This is a genomic window from Kitasatospora azatica KCTC 9699 (assembly GCF_000744785.1).
GTDB lineage: Bacteria > Actinomycetota > Actinomycetes > Streptomycetales > Streptomycetaceae > Kitasatospora > Kitasatospora azatica.
On record NZ_JQMO01000002.1, the window covers coordinates 632,902 to 650,048 of the forward strand.

The 17,147-nt window shown below is 70.8% G+C and carries 11 protein-coding genes; 4 read left to right on the forward strand and 7 right to left on the reverse strand.

Features of this window, described 5'->3' with window-relative positions; all coding sequences use genetic code 11:
* Positions 1-2: 2 nt before the first annotated feature.
* From BR98_RS03210 to BR98_RS03220, 3 genes are read right to left on the reverse strand one after another with little or no spacing between them, the layout of a single operon-like run.
* Positions 3-833, reverse strand: a complete 831-nt coding sequence (locus BR98_RS03210; RefSeq protein ID WP_035839824.1) for a carbohydrate ABC transporter permease — start codon at positions 831-833, stop codon at positions 3-5.
* Positions 830-1,816 (reverse strand): carbohydrate ABC transporter permease, encoded by a 987-nt coding sequence (locus tag BR98_RS03215; RefSeq protein ID WP_035839828.1) that lies wholly within the window; start codon positions 1,814-1,816, stop codon positions 830-832. Before BR98_RS03215 ends, BR98_RS03210 begins: the two co-directional genes overlap by 4 nt.
* Positions 1,817-1,872: 56 nt before the next feature.
* The gene (locus BR98_RS03220; RefSeq protein ID WP_035839831.1) at positions 1,873-3,117 is read right to left on the reverse strand and encodes a sugar ABC transporter substrate-binding protein; all 1,245 of its coding nucleotides are present in this window, start codon (positions 3,115-3,117) and stop codon (positions 1,873-1,875) included.
* Positions 3,118-3,414: 297 nt separating this feature from the next.
* Between BR98_RS03220 and BR98_RS03225 the strand changes: the two genes are divergently transcribed.
* Positions 3,415-4,431 (forward strand): LacI family DNA-binding transcriptional regulator, encoded by a 1,017-nt coding sequence (locus BR98_RS03225; protein WP_035839834.1) that lies wholly within the window; start codon positions 3,415-3,417, stop codon positions 4,429-4,431.
* A 17-nt stretch (positions 4,432-4,448) separates the two neighbouring features.
* Here the strand turns inward: BR98_RS03225 and BR98_RS03230 are convergent, their stop codons facing one another.
* Positions 4,449-4,919: an ATP-binding protein gene (locus BR98_RS03230; RefSeq protein WP_051969246.1), complete on the reverse strand. Its 471-nt coding sequence runs from the start codon at positions 4,917-4,919 to the stop codon at positions 4,449-4,451.
* Positions 4,920-5,092: 173 nt separating this feature from the next.
* Here BR98_RS03230 and BR98_RS03235 point away from each other — a divergent pair, with 173 nt between their 5' ends.
* Positions 5,093-7,960, forward strand: coding sequence for an ATP-binding protein (locus BR98_RS03235; RefSeq protein WP_232247218.1), 2,868 nt, complete (start codon positions 5,093-5,095; stop codon positions 7,958-7,960).
* A 62-nt stretch (positions 7,961-8,022) separates the two neighbouring features.
* Here the strand turns inward: BR98_RS03235 and BR98_RS03240 are convergent, their stop codons facing one another.
* Complete coding sequence (locus BR98_RS03240; RefSeq protein WP_035842706.1) at positions 8,023-10,239, reverse strand: alpha-L-fucosidase; 2,217 nt, start codon at positions 10,237-10,239, stop codon at positions 8,023-8,025.
* A gap of 426 nt (positions 10,240-10,665) precedes the next feature.
* On the opposite strand from BR98_RS03240, the gene BR98_RS03245 reads away from it, so the two are divergent.
* Both BR98_RS03245 and BR98_RS03250 read left to right on the forward strand, forming a co-directional pair.
* A complete protein-coding gene (locus BR98_RS03245) occupies positions 10,666-12,225 on the forward strand; it encodes an alpha-L-arabinofuranosidase B (protein ID WP_035839837.1) in 1,560 nt (519 codons plus the stop codon).
* Between the two features lie 74 nt (positions 12,226-12,299).
* Positions 12,300-13,865 carry an alpha-L-arabinofuranosidase B gene (locus tag BR98_RS03250; protein ID WP_035839840.1) on the forward strand — a complete coding sequence of 522 codons (1,566 nt, stop codon included), beginning with the start codon at positions 12,300-12,302 and terminating at the stop codon, positions 13,863-13,865.
* An 18-nt stretch (positions 13,866-13,883) separates the two neighbouring features.
* On the opposite strand, the gene BR98_RS03255 is transcribed toward BR98_RS03250, so the two are convergent.
* Positions 13,884-15,140: an FAD-binding protein gene (locus BR98_RS03255; protein WP_035839842.1), complete on the reverse strand. Its 1,257-nt coding sequence runs from the start codon at positions 15,138-15,140 to the stop codon at positions 13,884-13,886.
* A 40-nt stretch (positions 15,141-15,180) separates the two neighbouring features.
* On the reverse strand, positions 15,181-17,112 hold the full coding sequence (locus BR98_RS03260; RefSeq protein ID WP_035839845.1) for a phosphatase PAP2 family protein: 1,932 nt from the start codon (positions 17,110-17,112) through the stop codon (positions 15,181-15,183).
* Positions 17,113-17,147 lie beyond the last annotated feature (35 nt).

Sequence of the window (17,147 nt, forward strand, 5' to 3'; positions counted from 1 at the left end):
CGTCAGTCCTTGACGGCTCCGGTGGTCACTCCTGCGGCGACATACCGCTGGGCGAGTACCAGGACGAGCGCGGCGGGCAACGAGGCGACCACGGCGGTGGCCATGATCGCGTTCCACTGCTGGTTGTTGTTGCCGATGTAGTGGTAGATGCCGAGGGTGATCGGCTGCTGCCCGCCGCCGCCGTCGAGGGTGCTGGCGAAGACGAAGTCCGACCAGGCCCACAGGAAGGCGAACAACGAGACCGTGACCACCGCGTTGCGGCTCATCGGCAGCACGATGGACCAGAAGGTCCGCAGCTGGCCGGCGCCGTCGGTCTTAGCCGCCTGGAGGAGTTCGCCGGGGATGCCCGACATGAAGGCGGTGAAGATCAGGACCGCGAAGGGGACGGCGAGCGTGGAGTCCGCCACGATCAGGCCCAGCACGGACTGCAGCATGCCCAGGTTGAGGTAGATGGCGTAGAAGCCCATCGCCATGATGATCCCCGGCACCATCTGCGCGGCCAGCAGTACGAAGTTGAGCAGCCCACCGCCGCGCGGCCGCAGTTTGGCCAGGGCGTACCCGGCGGGTGCGGCGAGCAGCACGGTGAGTGCGACGGTGCCGAGCCCGATGACCAGGCTGGTACCGAGGTAGGGCAGTTGCTGGTCCAGGACGGCGCGGTAGCCCTCCAGCGTGCCGTGCGTGGGGAACAGGTTCGGCGGGCTCTTGCGCATGTCCTTGTCGCGGGTGAACGAGACGTTCACCATCCAGTAGACCGGGAAGAGCATCACCGCGGTCAGCAGCACCCCGATCGCCGTCTTCCACCAGGCGGACCCGGTGGGTCGTTGTGCCGTCATGCGCTGTCCTGCCTTCGCTGGAGGCGGATGTAGATCAGGCCGAAGCCCAGCGCGGTGAGGACCAGCAGGTTTCCGACCGCGGCGCCCGGGCCGAAGGCGGGCAGCAGACTGCCGAAGCCCAGGTGGTACGACCAGGTGGCCAAGGTGGTGGAGGAGTCGTTCGGTCCGCCCTTGGTCATGATCCAGATGATGTCGAAGACCTTGAGGGTGTAGATCAGGCCGAGCAGCAGGGTGATCGCGGACACCGGCCGCAGCAGCGGGAAGGTGACGTGCCTGAACCGCTGCCAGGCGCCGGCTCCGTCGAGGGACGCCGCCTCGTAGAGGCTTTCGGGGATGGACTGCAGCCCGCTGTAGAGGACCACCAGGTTGAACGGGACGCCGATCCAGATGTTGGCGACCGTCACCGACGCCAGCGACCAGGCGGGCGAGGTGAGCCAGTCCACCTGGCCGATGCCGACCGCGTGCAGTGCGGCGTTGACCACCCCCGAGTCGCTGTTGAGCATCCACGACCAGGTGGAGCCGGACACGATCAGCGGCAGCAGCCAGGGCACCAGGAACAGCGCCCGCAGGGTGGCCGACAGCGGGAAGTGGCGGATGAAGAACACCGCCAGGGCCAGGCCGATCGAGTACTGGAAGACGAGCGAGACGGTGGTGAAGACCACGGTGTGCAGCAGCGCGGGGACGAAGGTGGGGTCGTCCAGGACCTTCTGGTAGTTCGCCAGGCCGGTGAACGGCGCGTCGCCCTGCACGAAGGAGCGCACCGTGTAGTTCCGCAGGCTCAGGTCGATGTTGCGGTAGAGCGGGTAGGCGTAGAAGACGACCAGGTAGATGATCACCGGTGTCAGGAAGCCCCAGGCCGCCCACTGCTCGGAGCGGGGTCGGCGGCGCGCCGCCGGCGGCGGCTGGGGCGGGGCGGCGGTGGCCGCCCCGCGCCGGTCGCGCACAGGCCGGGGACCGACCGGCAGCTGTGTCGTGTCATTCATGGCAGAGCCTGTGATCCTTTTGCTCGTAGAGCCCGTGAGCCAGAGCCTGTCCGGCCCTAGTGGACGGCGGACTGCGCTGCCGAGAGCGCGTCCTGCGGGGACTTCGATCCGCTCAGTGCGGACTGGACGGCGCCCCACAGCGGCTCGGAGATCTTGGGGTACTTCGTCCCGAGGTTGTCGCTCGTGCGTCCCTTCGCGGCCTTGACCGCGTCCACCCAGGACTTCAGATCGGCGTCGTCGGCCACCTGCTTGGCCTGGACGGCCTCGGTCGGCGCGATGTAGGAGAGCGTCTGGTCGGTGGCGAAGGAGTTCTCGGCGTTGGTCAGACAGGTGACGATCTTCTGCGAGACGGCGTAGCGGTCGGTCTTGGCCTGCACCGGGACGGTGACGAACTCCCCGCCGGTGGGGGCGGCGGCGTTGCCGCCGTTGCTCGCCGGGACCGGGATGACGCCGTAGGCGAAGCCCGCCTTCTTGGCATTGGCCAGCTGCCAGGTGCCGTTCTCCGCGAAGGCGAACTGCCCGGTGGCGAACTCCTGCCAGCTGGTGGTCTGGGTGTTCTGCAGCACCGAGTTGGGGGCGTAGCCGTTCTTCAGCCAGCCCGTCCACAGCGACAGTGCGGAGGCCGCCTCGGGCGAGTTCAGCTTGGTGAGCTGCGCGCCGGAGCCCCAGAACCACGGCAGGAACTGGAAGCTGCCCTCCTCCGTGCCGATCGCCGAGAAGGTGATGCCCTTCTTGCCGGCCGCCTTGACCTTGGCCAGCGCGGCGGTGAGGGAGGCCCAGTCCTTGACCGAGGAGACGTCCACCCCGGCGGCCGTGAGGAGGTCCTTGTTGTAGTACAGCGCCAGGGTGTTCGCGCCGATGGGAGTGCCGTAGGTCTTGCCGCCCGACTGCCCGGCCGCCAGCAGGTTCGGCGCTGCCGCGGAGGTGTCGATCTTGTTGACGTCGGTGCTGGTGAGCACCCCCGCCTCCGCGAGGGTGGAGACCACCGGGTTGTCGACGATGAGCACGTCGGGAGCGGCGCCCTGCTGGGCCGCGAGCAGCGTCTTGTTGGTCAGGTCGCTGGTGTCGAACGCGGTGCGCTTCACCGTCACGCCGGCCTGGCCGGCGCAGGTGTTCAGCAGCGTCGCCCACGGGGACGCGCCGTCGAACTGCGGGTACGGGTCCCAGAGGGTGTAGCTGCCGGAGCCCGCCGCACCGGCGGTGGTGGCGCCGCCGCTGGAGGAGCAACCGGCGGTGGTGACGGCGAGGGCGGCCACGGTCAGGACTGCGGCGGTCAGACGCCGTCCACTGGATCTGGGCATGACGTTGTCCCTTTCGAGCTGGTGTGCCTGGCGGCAGTGGGTGGGAGCGCCTGGCGGGCTGCTCCCCGAAACGGGTATCGGCCAAGGGACTTGAGGCTCTGCCGATGGCTGTCGAATCGATACGCGAATCGGTTCGATGAACATAGGCCTGCGAAACGGGGTCGTCAATACTCCGGAACGAACACATTTCCGCCGTGTGAAGCGGCGCAGCCCGGCTTGACCGGCCACTCCCGCCGCACTAACGTCGACCGAATCGATTCGACCGCGCGAACGGTCTTGTGCGCATTCAGGAGAGCGATGAACATCGGGGAGATCGCCCGTCGAGCAGGCGTGTCGCGCAGTACGGTCTCCTACGCGCTGAGCGGCAAGCGCACCGTGTCGGAGGCGACCCGCAGGCGCATCCAGGACGTCATAGACGAGCTCGACTACCGGCCCAACGCCGCCGCCCGAGCCCTCAAAGAAGGCCGCACCCGCACCCTCGGGCTCGTCGTCCCCCCGGCCGGCACCCGCCTCACGCACATGCAACTCGACTTCGTGGCCAGCGTGGTGGAAGCCGCCGCCCGGGTCGACCTCGACGTGCTGCTCTCCCCCTCCGGCGGCGACCACGACCGCTCGTTCGAGCGCCTGGTCTCCGGCAGCCGGGTGGACGGGGTGATCCTCATGGAGATCCGGATGGAGGACGCCCGGGTCGCCCGGCTGCGCAAGGCGGGTCTGCCGTTCGTCGGGATCGGCCACACCGCCCGGGACGACGACATGTGCTGGATCGACGTCGACTACGCGTCGTTGATCGCCCGCTGCGTCCACCACCTCGCCGACCTCGGCCACCGGGCCGTCGCCCTGATCAACCGCTCCCCCGAGCTGGTGGCCACCGGCTACGGCCCCGGCCTGCGGGCCGCCGAGGGCTTCGCGGCCGCGGTGGCGGAGCGGGGCATCACCGGCTACGCGTACCCGTGCGGCGACGACACCGCCTCCGGGCACGGCGTCATCGAGCGCATCCGCGCCGAGCACCCGGAGGTGACCGGCATCGCCACCCTCAACGAGGCCGCGCTGTCCGGGGTTTGGCACGCCCTCGAGGACGCCGGGCTGCAGGTGCCCCGCGACGTGTCCATCGCCGGAGTCGCCGCGCGCCAGTGGGCCGAGGACTTCCGTCCACCGCTCACCTCCGCCGACGTCCCCGCCCGGCAGATGGGCACCCAAGCCGTGGAACTGCTCGTCGAACGCATCGCCGCGCCCGACACGGCGCCGCGTCACATCCTGCTCACCCCGCCCATCTCGCTGCGCGCCAGCACCGGTCCTGCCCCCGCCGGGGGGTGAGGTGTGGCGCCGGGCCCTCAACGGACCGGAGCGGCCAAGGGCAGGCAGGCCACCATGCGGGTGCCCGCGGGCGTGATGCCGGCCCGGGTCCAGCTGGAGCACAGGCGCACGAGATCCAGCCCGCGTCCGTAGGCGGCGTCCGCGTCCTCCGCCACCCGGCGGCGGGTGGGACGGGGACGCCACCGGCCGGTGTCCCTGACCTCGAGGGTCAGGGAGCCGTTCTCGACGCTGATCAGCACGGTGACGTCGGGGCTGCCGCTGTGCAGGACGACGTTGGTGACCAGTTCACTGACCACGAGACACAACTGGTCGACGACACCGGTCGGCAGCGACCACCGCTTGGCGCTGTCACGGGCGAACCGGCGCAGGGCCGGCACGGCCGCGACCGAGACCGACATGGCGCACGCGGCCCGGAACTGGGAGGCCGGAGAGCAGACGACCCCGGGCAGAACGGGTGCCGTGCTGCGGGTGGCCTCATCGGTGACCATGCTCGACTCCTGGACGGAACGGACAGTACTTGTGGCTGATTCGACCGTGCGCCTCCGTGGCGGGCCGGAGCAATGGGAGACGATTTGAGTGGGTATACCCATCCGGCCCCGCACGTCTGATCTTGTTGGTGGCCAGGCACGGGTCTAGCGTGGCTGGGAGGGACGGTGATCCTGTGGCCGGGACGGTCGACCAGCAGAGCGCTACGGCCTTGGGCCGGGGCTTCACCTTCGTGGGCCGTCGGCGGGAGCTCGGCCTGCTGCTTGCCGCGGCACGCCATCCGCCGGCCGTCGTGATGCTCGAGGGCGAGGCCGGCATCGGCAAGTCCCGGCTGGTGCGGGAGGCAGCGCGGATTCTCGGCACGGAGGGCCACCGCGTGGTGACCGGCTTCTGCCACCCGCTGCGCGAGCCCCAGCCCTACGGTCCGGTGATGGACGCACTGCGCAGAACGGGTCCGCTGCTGCCCGCCACCGGCATCCCGCCGACGGCCGGTGCACTGGCCCCCCTGCTGCCCGACCTGGCCGACCGCCTTCCCCCCGCGCCGCCCGGGCCGGACGATCCGGGCACCGTGCGCCACCGGCTGATCCAGGCGGTGCGGTCCCTGCTGGGCGCGATCGGCCCGGCGGTCCTGGTCATCGAGGATCTGCACTGGGCCGACCAGGCCACCCGTGAGCTGCTCCTGCTGCTCGCCCGCGACCTGCCGGAACACCTCGCCCTGGTCCTGACCTACCGGGCCCAGGACCTGCCGCCCGGCACGCCGGTGCTCGGCACGGCCTACCGTCATCCGCCCAACACCACCGGCGCGGTGATCCATCTGCCCGCGCTGTCCAGCAGCGACATCGAGGATCTGGCGAGCGCCGCGCTCGGCCCCCGCGCCACGCCCGAGCTCTGCTCCGCGCTGTACCGCCGCAGCGAGGGCCTGCCGCTGGTCGCGGAGGAGGACCTCATCACCCTGCGCGAGCAGGGCGACCAGCACGGCCGCCACGACGTCAGGGAGCTCGAGCACTCCGGGGTGCCCAGCGGGCTTCGCGAGGCGATCACCGAGCGGCTGACGGCGCTGTCCGAGCCGGGCGCCGCCGTCGTCGACGCGGCGGCGGTGCTCGCGGTCCCGGCCACGGAGGAGCTGCTCACCAAGGTGGCCGGACTCGACTCCGAAGCGGGTGCCGACGGCCTGATCGACGCCCTCCAGGCCTCGCTCCTGCGCCAGACGGACTCGGGCCTGTACGCCTTCCACCACGTGCTCGGGCTGCAGGTCGCCTACCAGCACATCCCCGGGCCGAAGCGGGCCCGGCTGCATCGGCGCGCGATCGAGGCACTGCAGAACCAGCACCCGGTCCCGCTCGTTCAGATCGCCCACCACACCCTTGCCGCGGGGGACCGTGCGGCCTGGCTGCAGCGCGTGGAAGCCGCCGCCGACCAGGCCATCGCCCTCGCGGACACCGGAACCGCCGCCACGCTGCTCAACCAGCTCCTGGGCCAGCCGGATCTGGCGAGCGGCCCGCGGTCACGAGCCGCCCTCTCACTCGCCCAGATCGCTCGCTTCGGCGTGGACCTGACCGCCAGCGCGGCCGTCCTTCGCCGCATCCTCGCCGACCCCCGACTGCCGGAGGCGACGCGCGGCGAGATCCGCCTCGGCCTGGGGCTGCTCGTGAGTTCACTCGGCGCCGACCGAGCCGGGCTCCAGGAGATCGAGCGGGCCGTCGGCGAGCTGGCCACCCGGCCCGAACAGGCGGCCCGCGCCATGGTGGCGCTCGCGGTCGACGAACGCAGTGGCGACCCCGAGCACGGGTGGCGCTGGCTGGAACGTGCCGAGCAGACGCTCGGACCGAACGCCGGCGACGCGATCCGGATGACCGTGCACGGCACCCGGCTCACGCTGATGGGCCTCGCCGGTGATCCGGCTCTCTGGCCGCTGGTGGACCGGCTCCCCCGCCAGACGGACCACCCCGAGACCCTGTACCAGATCGTCCGCTCCGTCTTCAATCTGGGCGAAGCCGCCATCGACGTCGGCCACGACCAGCGGGCCGAGGCGCTGCTGACGGAGACCCGGGAACTCGCGGTCCGAGCCGGAGCGCCGCGCGTGGCCTTTGCCTGTGACCTCGAACTGCTGCGCCTGGACGCGGTGCGGGGCCACTGGGCCGGCCTCGAGGAGCGCTTCGCCGCCATCGGCAGGGAGAACCCCGACATGGCGATGGTCGGCATCGAGGAATCGATGTTCCTCGGCCAGCTGGCGGCCGCCCGCGGAGTGCACTCGACAGCCCTTCAACACTTCTCCACCGCGGCGGAGTTCGGGGCGCGGGACTTCACGGCGACGCTCAGCCTGCGGGCCGCGGCGGGGCTGGCCGCCGTCCGCCTCGCCCAGGGCGACCCACGGGACGCCTGGGCGATCGTCTCCCCCGCCCTCGTCACCCTTCGCACCGCGCCGGCCTGGGCCAGGGCAACGGGCCTGACCCCGGTCGCCGTCGAGGCAGCCCTGGCCTGCGGTGAGCGGAGCGCCGCCGAGGCGCTGGTCGAGGAGACCGACCGGGAGCTCCAGCACCGTGACGCACCAGGTGCCGTCGCCGAACTCGAGACCGCTCGGGGCATGCTGGTGCCGGACGGCGAACCACTTGTCGCCGCAACCCGGTTCGGGCAGGCAGCGAGCATGTGGCAGCAGATCGGCCGCCCCTACCACCGCACCCAGGCCGCCGAGCGCCAGGCACTGGCGCTCGCCCGCGCCGGCTCCACCGACGCGATCGGCCACCTCACCGAAGCCCACGACAGCTACACCCGTCTCGGTGCCACGGGTGACGCCGCCCGGTGCCAGCACGAGCTGCACCGGCTCGGCGCCGATCCGTCGCCGCAACGGGGCCGCCGCGGCTACGGGAACGAGCTGTCGCCACGCGAGCTGGAAGTCGCCCGGCTGCTGGCGGGCGGCGCCACCAACCACGACATCGCCGAAGCCCTGTTCCTCTCCCAGCGGACCGTCGAGAAGCATGTCGCCGCCGTGCTGAGGAAGCTGGGCACCGAGCGGAAGGACGTGGGCGGCGCCCTCGGAGACTGACAGTCAGCTGACAGATCGACAGGACTGACCGGGCGCGCGCCGCCCGGTCGGTCCCGTTCGTATCAGACCGCGGTGAAGGTCCACTGCATGTTGGTGCTGCCGTTCACGGCCCACTGCTTGGTGACGGAGCCGGAGGCGACATTTCCGCCACCGTCGAGGGCGAGGCCGGTGGTGCGGTTGGCGATCGTGTACCTGCCGTCACCGCGGTGGGTGATCAGCCACTGCTGGTTGGTGCCGCCGTTCCAGGCGGCCTGCTGGGCGGCGGCGCCGTTGGCGGTCGCGCCCCACCCGTCGGCGACCATGCCGTTGGTGCGGTTGACCAGCTTGTAGTAGCCGTTGCCGAGCTCCACGGCCTGCCACTGCAGGTTGTTGCTGCCGTTCCAGGTCCACTGCTTGAGGTTGGATCCGCTGGGGACGCCGCCGCCGCTGTCCAGCACCAGTCCGTCGGTGACGTTGGTGAGCCGGAGCCATGCCCCCGGATTGAACTGCACCTTCAGCGAGACGATCGCGTCGTTGTTGCCGGTCACCCGCAGATCGGGGTTGTCGGCGGTGAAGGTCCACGCGGTGCCGCTGAAGTTGTCGCCGGAGTAGCCGATGATCTGGTACCCGGGCGCGAGCCGCAGCGAGGAGATGGTCCGGCTCGCCAGGCCGGCCAGCGACAGCTGGTCGGCGGTGTAGGTGCCGAGGGCGAGCACCGCACTGCCGGCGGAGTAGGCGACGTCCTGGTGGACCACGGCGCCGGCCACGGGCTGCAGCGGGGGGATCTGGCCGGAGAAGGTCAGCTTCACCACGTACGCCAGGGCGGAGAACGGCGCCGACGACGGCAGGGTCAGGTGCAGGCCGGCGGAGTCCTGGCTCGGCGTGGGCAGGTTGACGTAGCTGCCGGCGGTCGAGCCGAGCAGCTGCGCCGAGGCCAGCGAACCGACGTTGATCCGGGCGGAGTTGAGCGTCGAGATGGTCAGACCGCTGCCCGGCCAGCCGAGCACGGTCGCGTACAGGACGGTGCCGTCCTTGCTCCGGGTGAACCGGACGTCCTGGGCGGTACCGGCCTTCGGCGTGGTGAACGAGCCGCCGCCCATCTTCGTCGGGCCCTCGCCGTACGCGGTCCAGGCCCGGGTGGAGTAGATCGACTCCCCGAAGCGACCCAGGTAGTCGCCGATCCCGAGCAGGACGTCCTTCTGGGCCTGGGGAATGGTTCCGTCGGCCATCGGCGCGATGTTGAGCAGCATGTTGCCGTTCTTGCTGACCCGGTCGATCAGCGAGTGCAGCATCTGCTGGGTGCTGTAGTAGCCGATGCCGGTGGTGTAGCACCAGCTGGAGCTGGAGATGCTGTCGTCGGTGAGCCAGTAGGGGGCGGTGATGTCGGCCGGGCCGCCGCGTTCGAAGTCGAAGACCTCGCCGTGGCCGTCCATGCCGTCCTTGTAGGTGGCGACGACCTCGCGACCCCAGGATTGGGCCTGGTTGTAGTAGTACGAGAGGAAGTTCAACCGCTGGGTCTCGTCGACCGCGTCAAGCTTGAAGTCCTGCCAGAGGATGTCGGGCTGGGCGAGGTCGATGACCTCCTTGAGCTTGTCGTACCACAGCTGGTTCTCGGCCGTGCGGCCCAGCTGCCCGTACAGCTTCTTCAGGCTCGGGTCGGACTGCGCCGGCACGTGGTCGTAGTAGCCGTTGAAGTGGTACGCGTGGTGCATGGCCACCAGCAGCTTGAGGCCCTTGGCCCGGATGGCGTTGCTGAACAGCTGCAGCAGGTTGAGCTGCGGGCCCTTGGCGGCCGAGTTCCACTCGTTGGCCGCGCTGTTCCACATCGAGAAGCCGTCGTGGTGCTCGGCGACCGGGCCGGCGAACCTGGCGCCGGCGTCGACGAAGAGCTGCGCCCACTCGTCGGGGTCGAAGTTCCCGCCGGCGGACTTCAGCTTCGGCATGAACTTGGTGAAGTTGCCGTTCCGGTCGTTGGCGCCGTTGATGAAGTTGTGGAACGGCCACACCGACGGGTCGCCGAACGTGGCGACGTGGTGGTTGTTGGCGTTGCTCCCGCCGACGTACATGTTGCGCGGGTACCACTCGCTGTCGTAGGCGGGGACGCTGAACGCCCCCCAGTGGTGGTAGATGCCGAACTTGGCGTCCCGGAACCACTCCGGGGCCGCCGGGTGTTGGTCCACCGAGCTCCAGTTCGGCGTGTACGCGGTCGCTGCCCGGGCGCTTGTCGCGCCGAACGCACCGCCTGCGACCGAGGCCGCCACGACACCTGTGGCAGCCGTCAGAAATCGGCGCCTGTTCATGTGGATCACGCGAGGTCTCCCCTGACCGGTGGGTGGGTGTGATCGCGGCCGCCGACCGCGTGCCAGGACACGCCGGATCCAGCCCGTAGTGACCAGGCAGAGCAGTTGGACGCCGATGAAGGTGCGAAGACATGTCCCCTGCCGCAACAACCAGAGACATAGGACGTATGTATAGGGCCCCTCCGCGCGACTGTCCAGGTTTCTATCAAAACCTCCGAAGATTGGGAGGCAGATAGGGACTTGGTCGCCTGACCGACCGTCAAGACATGGGATGTCCTGGGCGGTCCCTGTTCAGCGAACCGATTCATCCCGGGCTATTGACTCGTCCGGACTTGCCATGGACACTGCTGCGAGCAATGTGAGCGCTAACAATGTGCTCGGTCGTGACATGGCTTCAGGTACCGCATCGAACAAGGGAGTTCATGCATGTCGCCCGCCCTGCGCGCTCATCGCCGCCTGCTGAGGGGGCTGCTCGCCTCCCTCGCCACGGTCGCACTCGCCCTGACCGGCATCCTCGCCCTTGCCGGCCCGTCGCAGGCAGCCGCGCAGGAACCCTGTGACATCTACGCTGCGGGCGGCACGCCGTGCGTCGCGGCGCACAGCACCACCCGTGCGCTGTTCGCCTCCTACAGCGGCCCGCTCTACCAGGTGCAGCGGTTGTCGGACGGCACCTTGCAGAACGTCGGGGTGCGGTCCGCCGGCGGCGTCGCCAACGCCGCGGCGCAGGACGCGTTCTGCGCGGGAACCGTGTGCACCATCACCCGCGTCTACGACCAGTCCGGCCACGGCAACACCCTGGTCTACCAGGGACCTGGCGGGACCGGCGGCGCCGACGTGGCGGCCACCGCGACCACCGAAACGGTGACCGTCGGCGGCCAGAAGGCTTACGCGCTCTACATCAACCCCGGCAACAGCTACTTCGTCGACGGTTCCGCCTCGGGCGTGCCGACCGGCAGCTCACCCGAGGGCGAGTACCTGGTCACCAGCGGCGCCCACGCCAACAACGGCTGCTGCTTCGACTACGGCAACACCGAGACCAACCACAAGGCCGACGGCAACGGCGCCATGGACGCGATCAACTTCAGCACGGAGTGCTGGTTCGGCGGCTGCGGCGGAACCGGGCCGTGGGTGCAGGCGGACCTGGAGAACGGTCTGTTCGCCGGCGGCAGCTCGGCGTGGAACCCCAACCAGGTCTCCGAGACCAGCCACTTCGTCACCGCGATGCTCAAGAACAACGGCACCACCCAGATGGCGCTGCAGGGCGCCAACGCCCAGTCCGGGAGCCTGACCAGGCTCTACAGCGGCTCGCTGCCCGGCGGATACAACCCGATGCACAAGCAGGGCGCCATCATCCTCGGCAGCGGCGGCGACTGCTGCCAGACCAACCACAACGCGAGCGCGGGCACCTTCTACGAGGGCGCCATGGTCAAGGGCTACCCCTCCGACGCCACCGACGCCGCCGTCCAGGCCAACATCGCCGCGGCCGGCTACACCACCGGCACCACCAGCCCCTTCACCCCGGGCGCGCGGGTCTCGCTGCAGGCCACCACCTCCTGCTGCACCACCGACTACCTGCAGCACGACACGAGCGACGACAAGGTCGTGATCGCGCCGGTGACCTCCAGCAGTTCCCCCACCGCCAAGGCCGACAGCACCTGGATCGTCAGGCCCGGCCTGGCCAACAGCAACTGCATCTCCCTGGAGTCGGCCAACGCATCCGGCCGCTACCTCAGGCACTACGCCTTCGAGCTCTTCCTCGAGCCCACTGACGGGACGACCCAGTTCGCGGCCGACGCCACCTTCTGCCCGCAGCCGGGAAACAGCGGCACCGGCTACTCCCTCCAGTCCGTCAACTTCCCGAGCAAGTACCTCCGCCACTACGCCTTCACCGCCTACCTCGCAAGCAACGGCGGCGCCAACGCCTGGGACAGCACCTCGATGTGGCGCCAGGACACCAGCTGGCTCGCCGCCGCCCCCTGGAGCTGACGGGCAGCCGGCCCAGCCGGGCACCGGGCGTTCGTCGACGCCGACCTCACACCCACCCTGTGAAGGAGTTCTCCGTGATCAAGCCACCGTGGATCCGCCGCGCCGGGCGCGCGCTCCTCGCTGCCGGTACCACCGCCGTGCTCGCCGCCGGCCTGCTCACCGCCACAGCCACCGCCTCGCAGGCCGCCACCCAGGGGCCGTGCGACATCTACGCGGCCGGCGGTACCCCCTGCGTCGCCGCGCACTCCACCACCCGTGCGCTGTACGGCGGTTACTCCGGCGCGCTGTACCAGGTCAAGCGCGCCTCGGACGGGGCGACCAAGGACATCGGCCTGCTGAGCACCGGCGGCTACGCCAACGCCGCCACGCAGGACGCGTTCTGCGCCTCCACCAGCTGCGTCATCAGCGTCATCTACGACCAGTCCGGCAAGGGCAACACCCTCACCCAGGCGCTCAAGGGCGCCTGGTCCGGTCCGGCCGCGGGTGGGAACGACAACCTGGCCAACGCCTTCGAGGCGCCGGTGACCGTCAGCGGCCACAAGGCGTACGGCGTCTACGTCGCCCCCGGCACCGGCTACCGGAACAACCACACCAACGGCATCGCCACCGGCGACCAGCCCGAGGGCATGTACGCGATCTTCGACGGCACCCACTTCAACAGCGGCTGCTGCTTCGACTACGGCAACGCCGAGACCGACGGCACCGACACCGGAAACGGCCACATGGAGGCCATCTACTTCGGGAACAGCAAGACCTGGGGCTACGGCAGCGGCAACGGCCCCTGGGTCATGGCCGACCAGGAGAACGGCCTGTTCTCCGGCGTCAACACCCGCCTCAACACCAACGATCCCTCCGTCAACGACCGGTTCCTGACCGCCATCGTCAAGGGCGGCCCGAACCAGTGGGCCATCCGCTCCGGAAACGCCCAGTCCGGCGGCCTGGCCACCGACTACAGCGGCGTACGCCCCAACGCCTCCGGCTACAACCCGATGCACAAGGAAGGCTCGATCATCCTCGGCATCGGCGGCGACAACAGCAACGCCTCCGCGGGCACCTTCTACGAGGGCGTCATGACCTCCGGCTACCCGAGCGACGCCACCGAGAACGCCGTCCAGGCCAACATCACCGCCGCCGGCTACAGTTCCGCCTCCACCAGCACCGGAGCCCTCACACCAGGCTCCCGGATCTCCCTGCAGGCCACCACCACCTGCTGCACCTCCGACTACCTCCGCCACGACGACGCGGACAACAAGGTCGTCATCTCCGCCATCAACTCCTCCAGCTCGGCCACCGACAAGGCCGACGCCAGCTGGATCGTCCGCGCCGGCCTGGCCAACAGCTCCTGCCTGACCTTCGAGTCCGCCAATGACCCCGGCCGCTTCCTGCGCCACTACAACTTCGAGCTCTACCTGAGCGCCGACGACGGCGGCAGCGCCTTCGCCCAGGACGCCACCTTCTGCCCCACCTCGGGCAACAGCGGGGTCGGCCACTCCTTCCAGTCCGTCAACTACCCGACGAAGTACCTCCGCCACTACAACTACACGGTCTACATAGCCGGCAACGGTGGCTCCAACTCCTGGGACTCCACGTCGTCCTGGGCCCAGGACACCAGTTGGCTCACCGCATCTCCCTGGAGCTGACGCGGAGCCGGGCAGCGCTCAGCGCTGCCCGGCCCGGAAGTGCCGGGCGACGAACTCGTTGCGGAACTTGCCCGCCGGGTCGAACTCCCCCAGCAGCCTGCGGAAGTCGTCCCAGCGCGGGTACGACTCCCGGACCACCTCGGGCGCCGTACTGAAGACCTTGCCCCAGTGCGGCCGGGCGTCGAAGGGCGACAGTGCCTCCTCGACCGTACGGACCGCCTCCGCCACGGCCACCGCATCGGGGTGCCAGGTGAAGTGGAAGGCGACACAGTCGCGTTCGTACGCGGGGCTGAGCCACAACCCGTCCGCCGCCACCGTGCGGATCTCACCGATCTGCAGGACCGGTGAGATCCGCTCCCGGACGGCGTCCAGCGCGTCGAACGCGCGGACGGCGTCGGTGCGGGCGACGAAGTACTCGGACTGCAGCTCGTCGCCGCTGCTCGGCGTGAAGTCCAGTCGGAAGTGCGGGAGCCGGGCGTACCACCGGCCCGGCACGCCCAGCTGCTGGGTGCAGGACTCGGGCGGCTGCCCCGGCACCGGGTGGCGCGGGCCGTCGGCGAGCACCGCGCCGTGCCAGCTCGCGGGGGCGTCGGGGCCGCCCTGCCGCTTGACCCAGACCTGGTCGATCCGGTCGGTCCGCCAGCTGGTGAAGAGGCTGACGCTGTACCCCGCCGCCAGGATCTCCTCGAACCGTTCGCGCAGCGCGGCCGTCGGCAGGCCCTCGTAGACCCACTGGCGGAGCTCGAACGCCGGCACCGTGTCCAGGGTCAGCCGGGTGACCACGCCGAGGGCGCCCAGGGCCACGACCGAACCGGGGAACTCCGCCGCCCCCCGGTCGATCGTCACCAGGTCGCCGTCCGCCGTGACCAGCTCGACGGCTCGCACCGCCGTCGCGAGGCTGCCATTGGCGACCCCCGAGCCGTGCGTCCCGGTGGCGCACGCGCCGGCGACCGAGATGTGCGGCAGCGACCCGAGGTTGGGCAGCGCGAACCCCGCCCGGTCCAGCACCTCGACCAGCTCGCCGTACCGCATCCCGGCGCTCACCGTGACCGTGCCGGCCCGTTCGTCCAGCTCGACCGCCCGGGGCAGGCCCGCGACGGACACCAAGTCGCCCGTGGTGTCGGCGATGGCGTTGAACGAGTGCCCGGTCCCGAGGACCCGCAGGGACCGGCTGCCGGCGACGATCCGCCGCAACTCGGCCACGGAGCAGGGCTGATGGAACCCCTCGGCGCTGAACGTGATGTTCCCGGCCCAGTTGGTCGCGGCCACGGTCATGAAAGGTTGCCTCCTCGGTCTCGGGAGCGCGCCGCCGCGTTCAGCAGCGGGTCAGCCGCACGGCGAGACCATCGTGGGTGTACAGCGGCGTCGCCCGGTATCCCTGTGCGTCGACGGTGACGCTTCCGAACCCGCCCTGCAGCGTACCTCCGCTGATCACCGGCAGCACCACGTCCTCGCCCAGCGCGCGGGTGTCCGGCAGCCGCAGGGCGAGCTGCGCGCCGTCGCCGAGCGTCACCCGGCCCGCGACCGTCAGGGCCGGTGCGTGGCAGTGGTGGAGCGTCAGCTCCAGGCGCGTCCCGGCCGCCGACTGCAGGTAGTCGCCATGCACCCGGACGGCGCCCCGCTCGGCGTCCACGCGCAGGGTGCCGCCGCGAACCTGGACGTCGCCGCGCCCGAAGGCGTCGCGGGAGCCGGCCGCGAGGACTCCGGCCGCCACCACGGTGGTGCCCGTGTAGTGGTTGGTACCGAGCAGGGTGAGCGTCCCGGTGCCGCGCTTGGTGAGGCCGCCTCGGCCGCCGATGTCGTTGCGCCAGGAGTCGGCCGCGCAGAACCCGCCGTCGGCGGCGTTCAGCTCCACGGTCACGTCCCGCTCGAACGAGCCGTACCCGTCGGCGGCGGCGAACAGGTTGAGCCGGCCCCACATCTCCGGGCCGTCCAGCAGGACGTAGCCGGAGGGCAGGGCGGTGCTGCGCAGCACCTCGCGGCGCTGGGCTGCGTCGAGGTAGGGCAGACGCGTCTCGAGCAGGACTTCGGCGCCCTTGGGCACGGTCATCGGCACGTCCCGGCCGCTGCGGCGCAGGACGTACGTCAGTCTCGGGGTGACCTGCTCGGCGTTGGCCGCGCGGTCGGCGTACGGGTCCTCGGCCGGGGTGGCCCGGTGGGCGAAGGCGTACAGGGTGTCGGCCGTGGTGCCGGTCTTCGACTGGAAGTACGCGGCCGCCTGGCTCCGGGCGGCGGCCTTGAGCGCGGCGTTGCGCGGGTCGGCGAGGGTGGCGGCGGCGAGCGCGGTGGCGAGCGTGCGACCGCCGATGACGTCGAGCGGGGAGTGCATGCCCGCGGTGATCCGGGTGTGGCTGAGCTCGAAGGCCCGGGCGATCAGCTCCTGGAAGCGCTCGGGCACCGCGTACGCGAGGGCCAGCGCGGCCAGGTGGAAGGCGTTGGTGTGCCCGCTCACGAAGCCGCCGTCGTCGGCCGGGGAGGTGCTGCGCTGGCGCAGCAGCTGCGGGGCGACGACGACCTCCGAGGCGTAGACCGGGTAGCCGAGGGCGTCGGTGGCGCCGGTGTCGACCACCGCGCTGTCCTCGTTCAGGCGCCAGGGCCGCGGGTACCGGTAGGCGTACTTGGACGGGTTGCCGGAGGCGTACGGTCCGCGCAGCGTGTTGACCAGGGCGACCACCTGCCCCAGCTCCGAGTCGACGGCCCCGGGGCCGATCTGGGACCCGGCGGGCGCGCCGGCGGGGACCGCGTCGTCGACCTTCGCGGGCGGGGTGGAGTCGGGCGCCGTGGTGATCGAGGTGACGGCCCGGGCGCCCGTCCGGTACAGGTCGGCGAGCGGGCCGAGGCCGGCGATGACGGCGTAACTCTGGTGCTGGCGGTCGTAGATGAAGGCTTCCTTGGCCTGCGCCGCCGAGCGCTGCGTGGTGACCCGCACGCAGTAGCGCACGTTGGCGCGCAGCGCGTCGGCCATCAGCGGCGAGCCGTCGTTCCAGGACCCGCCGGTCTTCCAGATCCGGTTCATTCCGGTGAGGATCCGCACGGCCGCGTTCCCCTCCGGGGTGAGGTCGGCCATCGTGTTGGTCGCGTAGGAGTCCACGAAGGCGGCGCCCTGGGCGGGGCCTGCGGGCGCTGCGGCGGCCTGCTGCGGGGCGGCCAGCAGGCTCAGGGCGGTGGGCGCGGCGAGCAGACCGACCGAGGTGCCTGCGGAGTTCCGCAGGAAACGGCGGCGGTTCAGGGTGGGCTGATCGTTCATTCTGGTCTTCCTGCGGTGGGCGGCCTGGTGGGCGC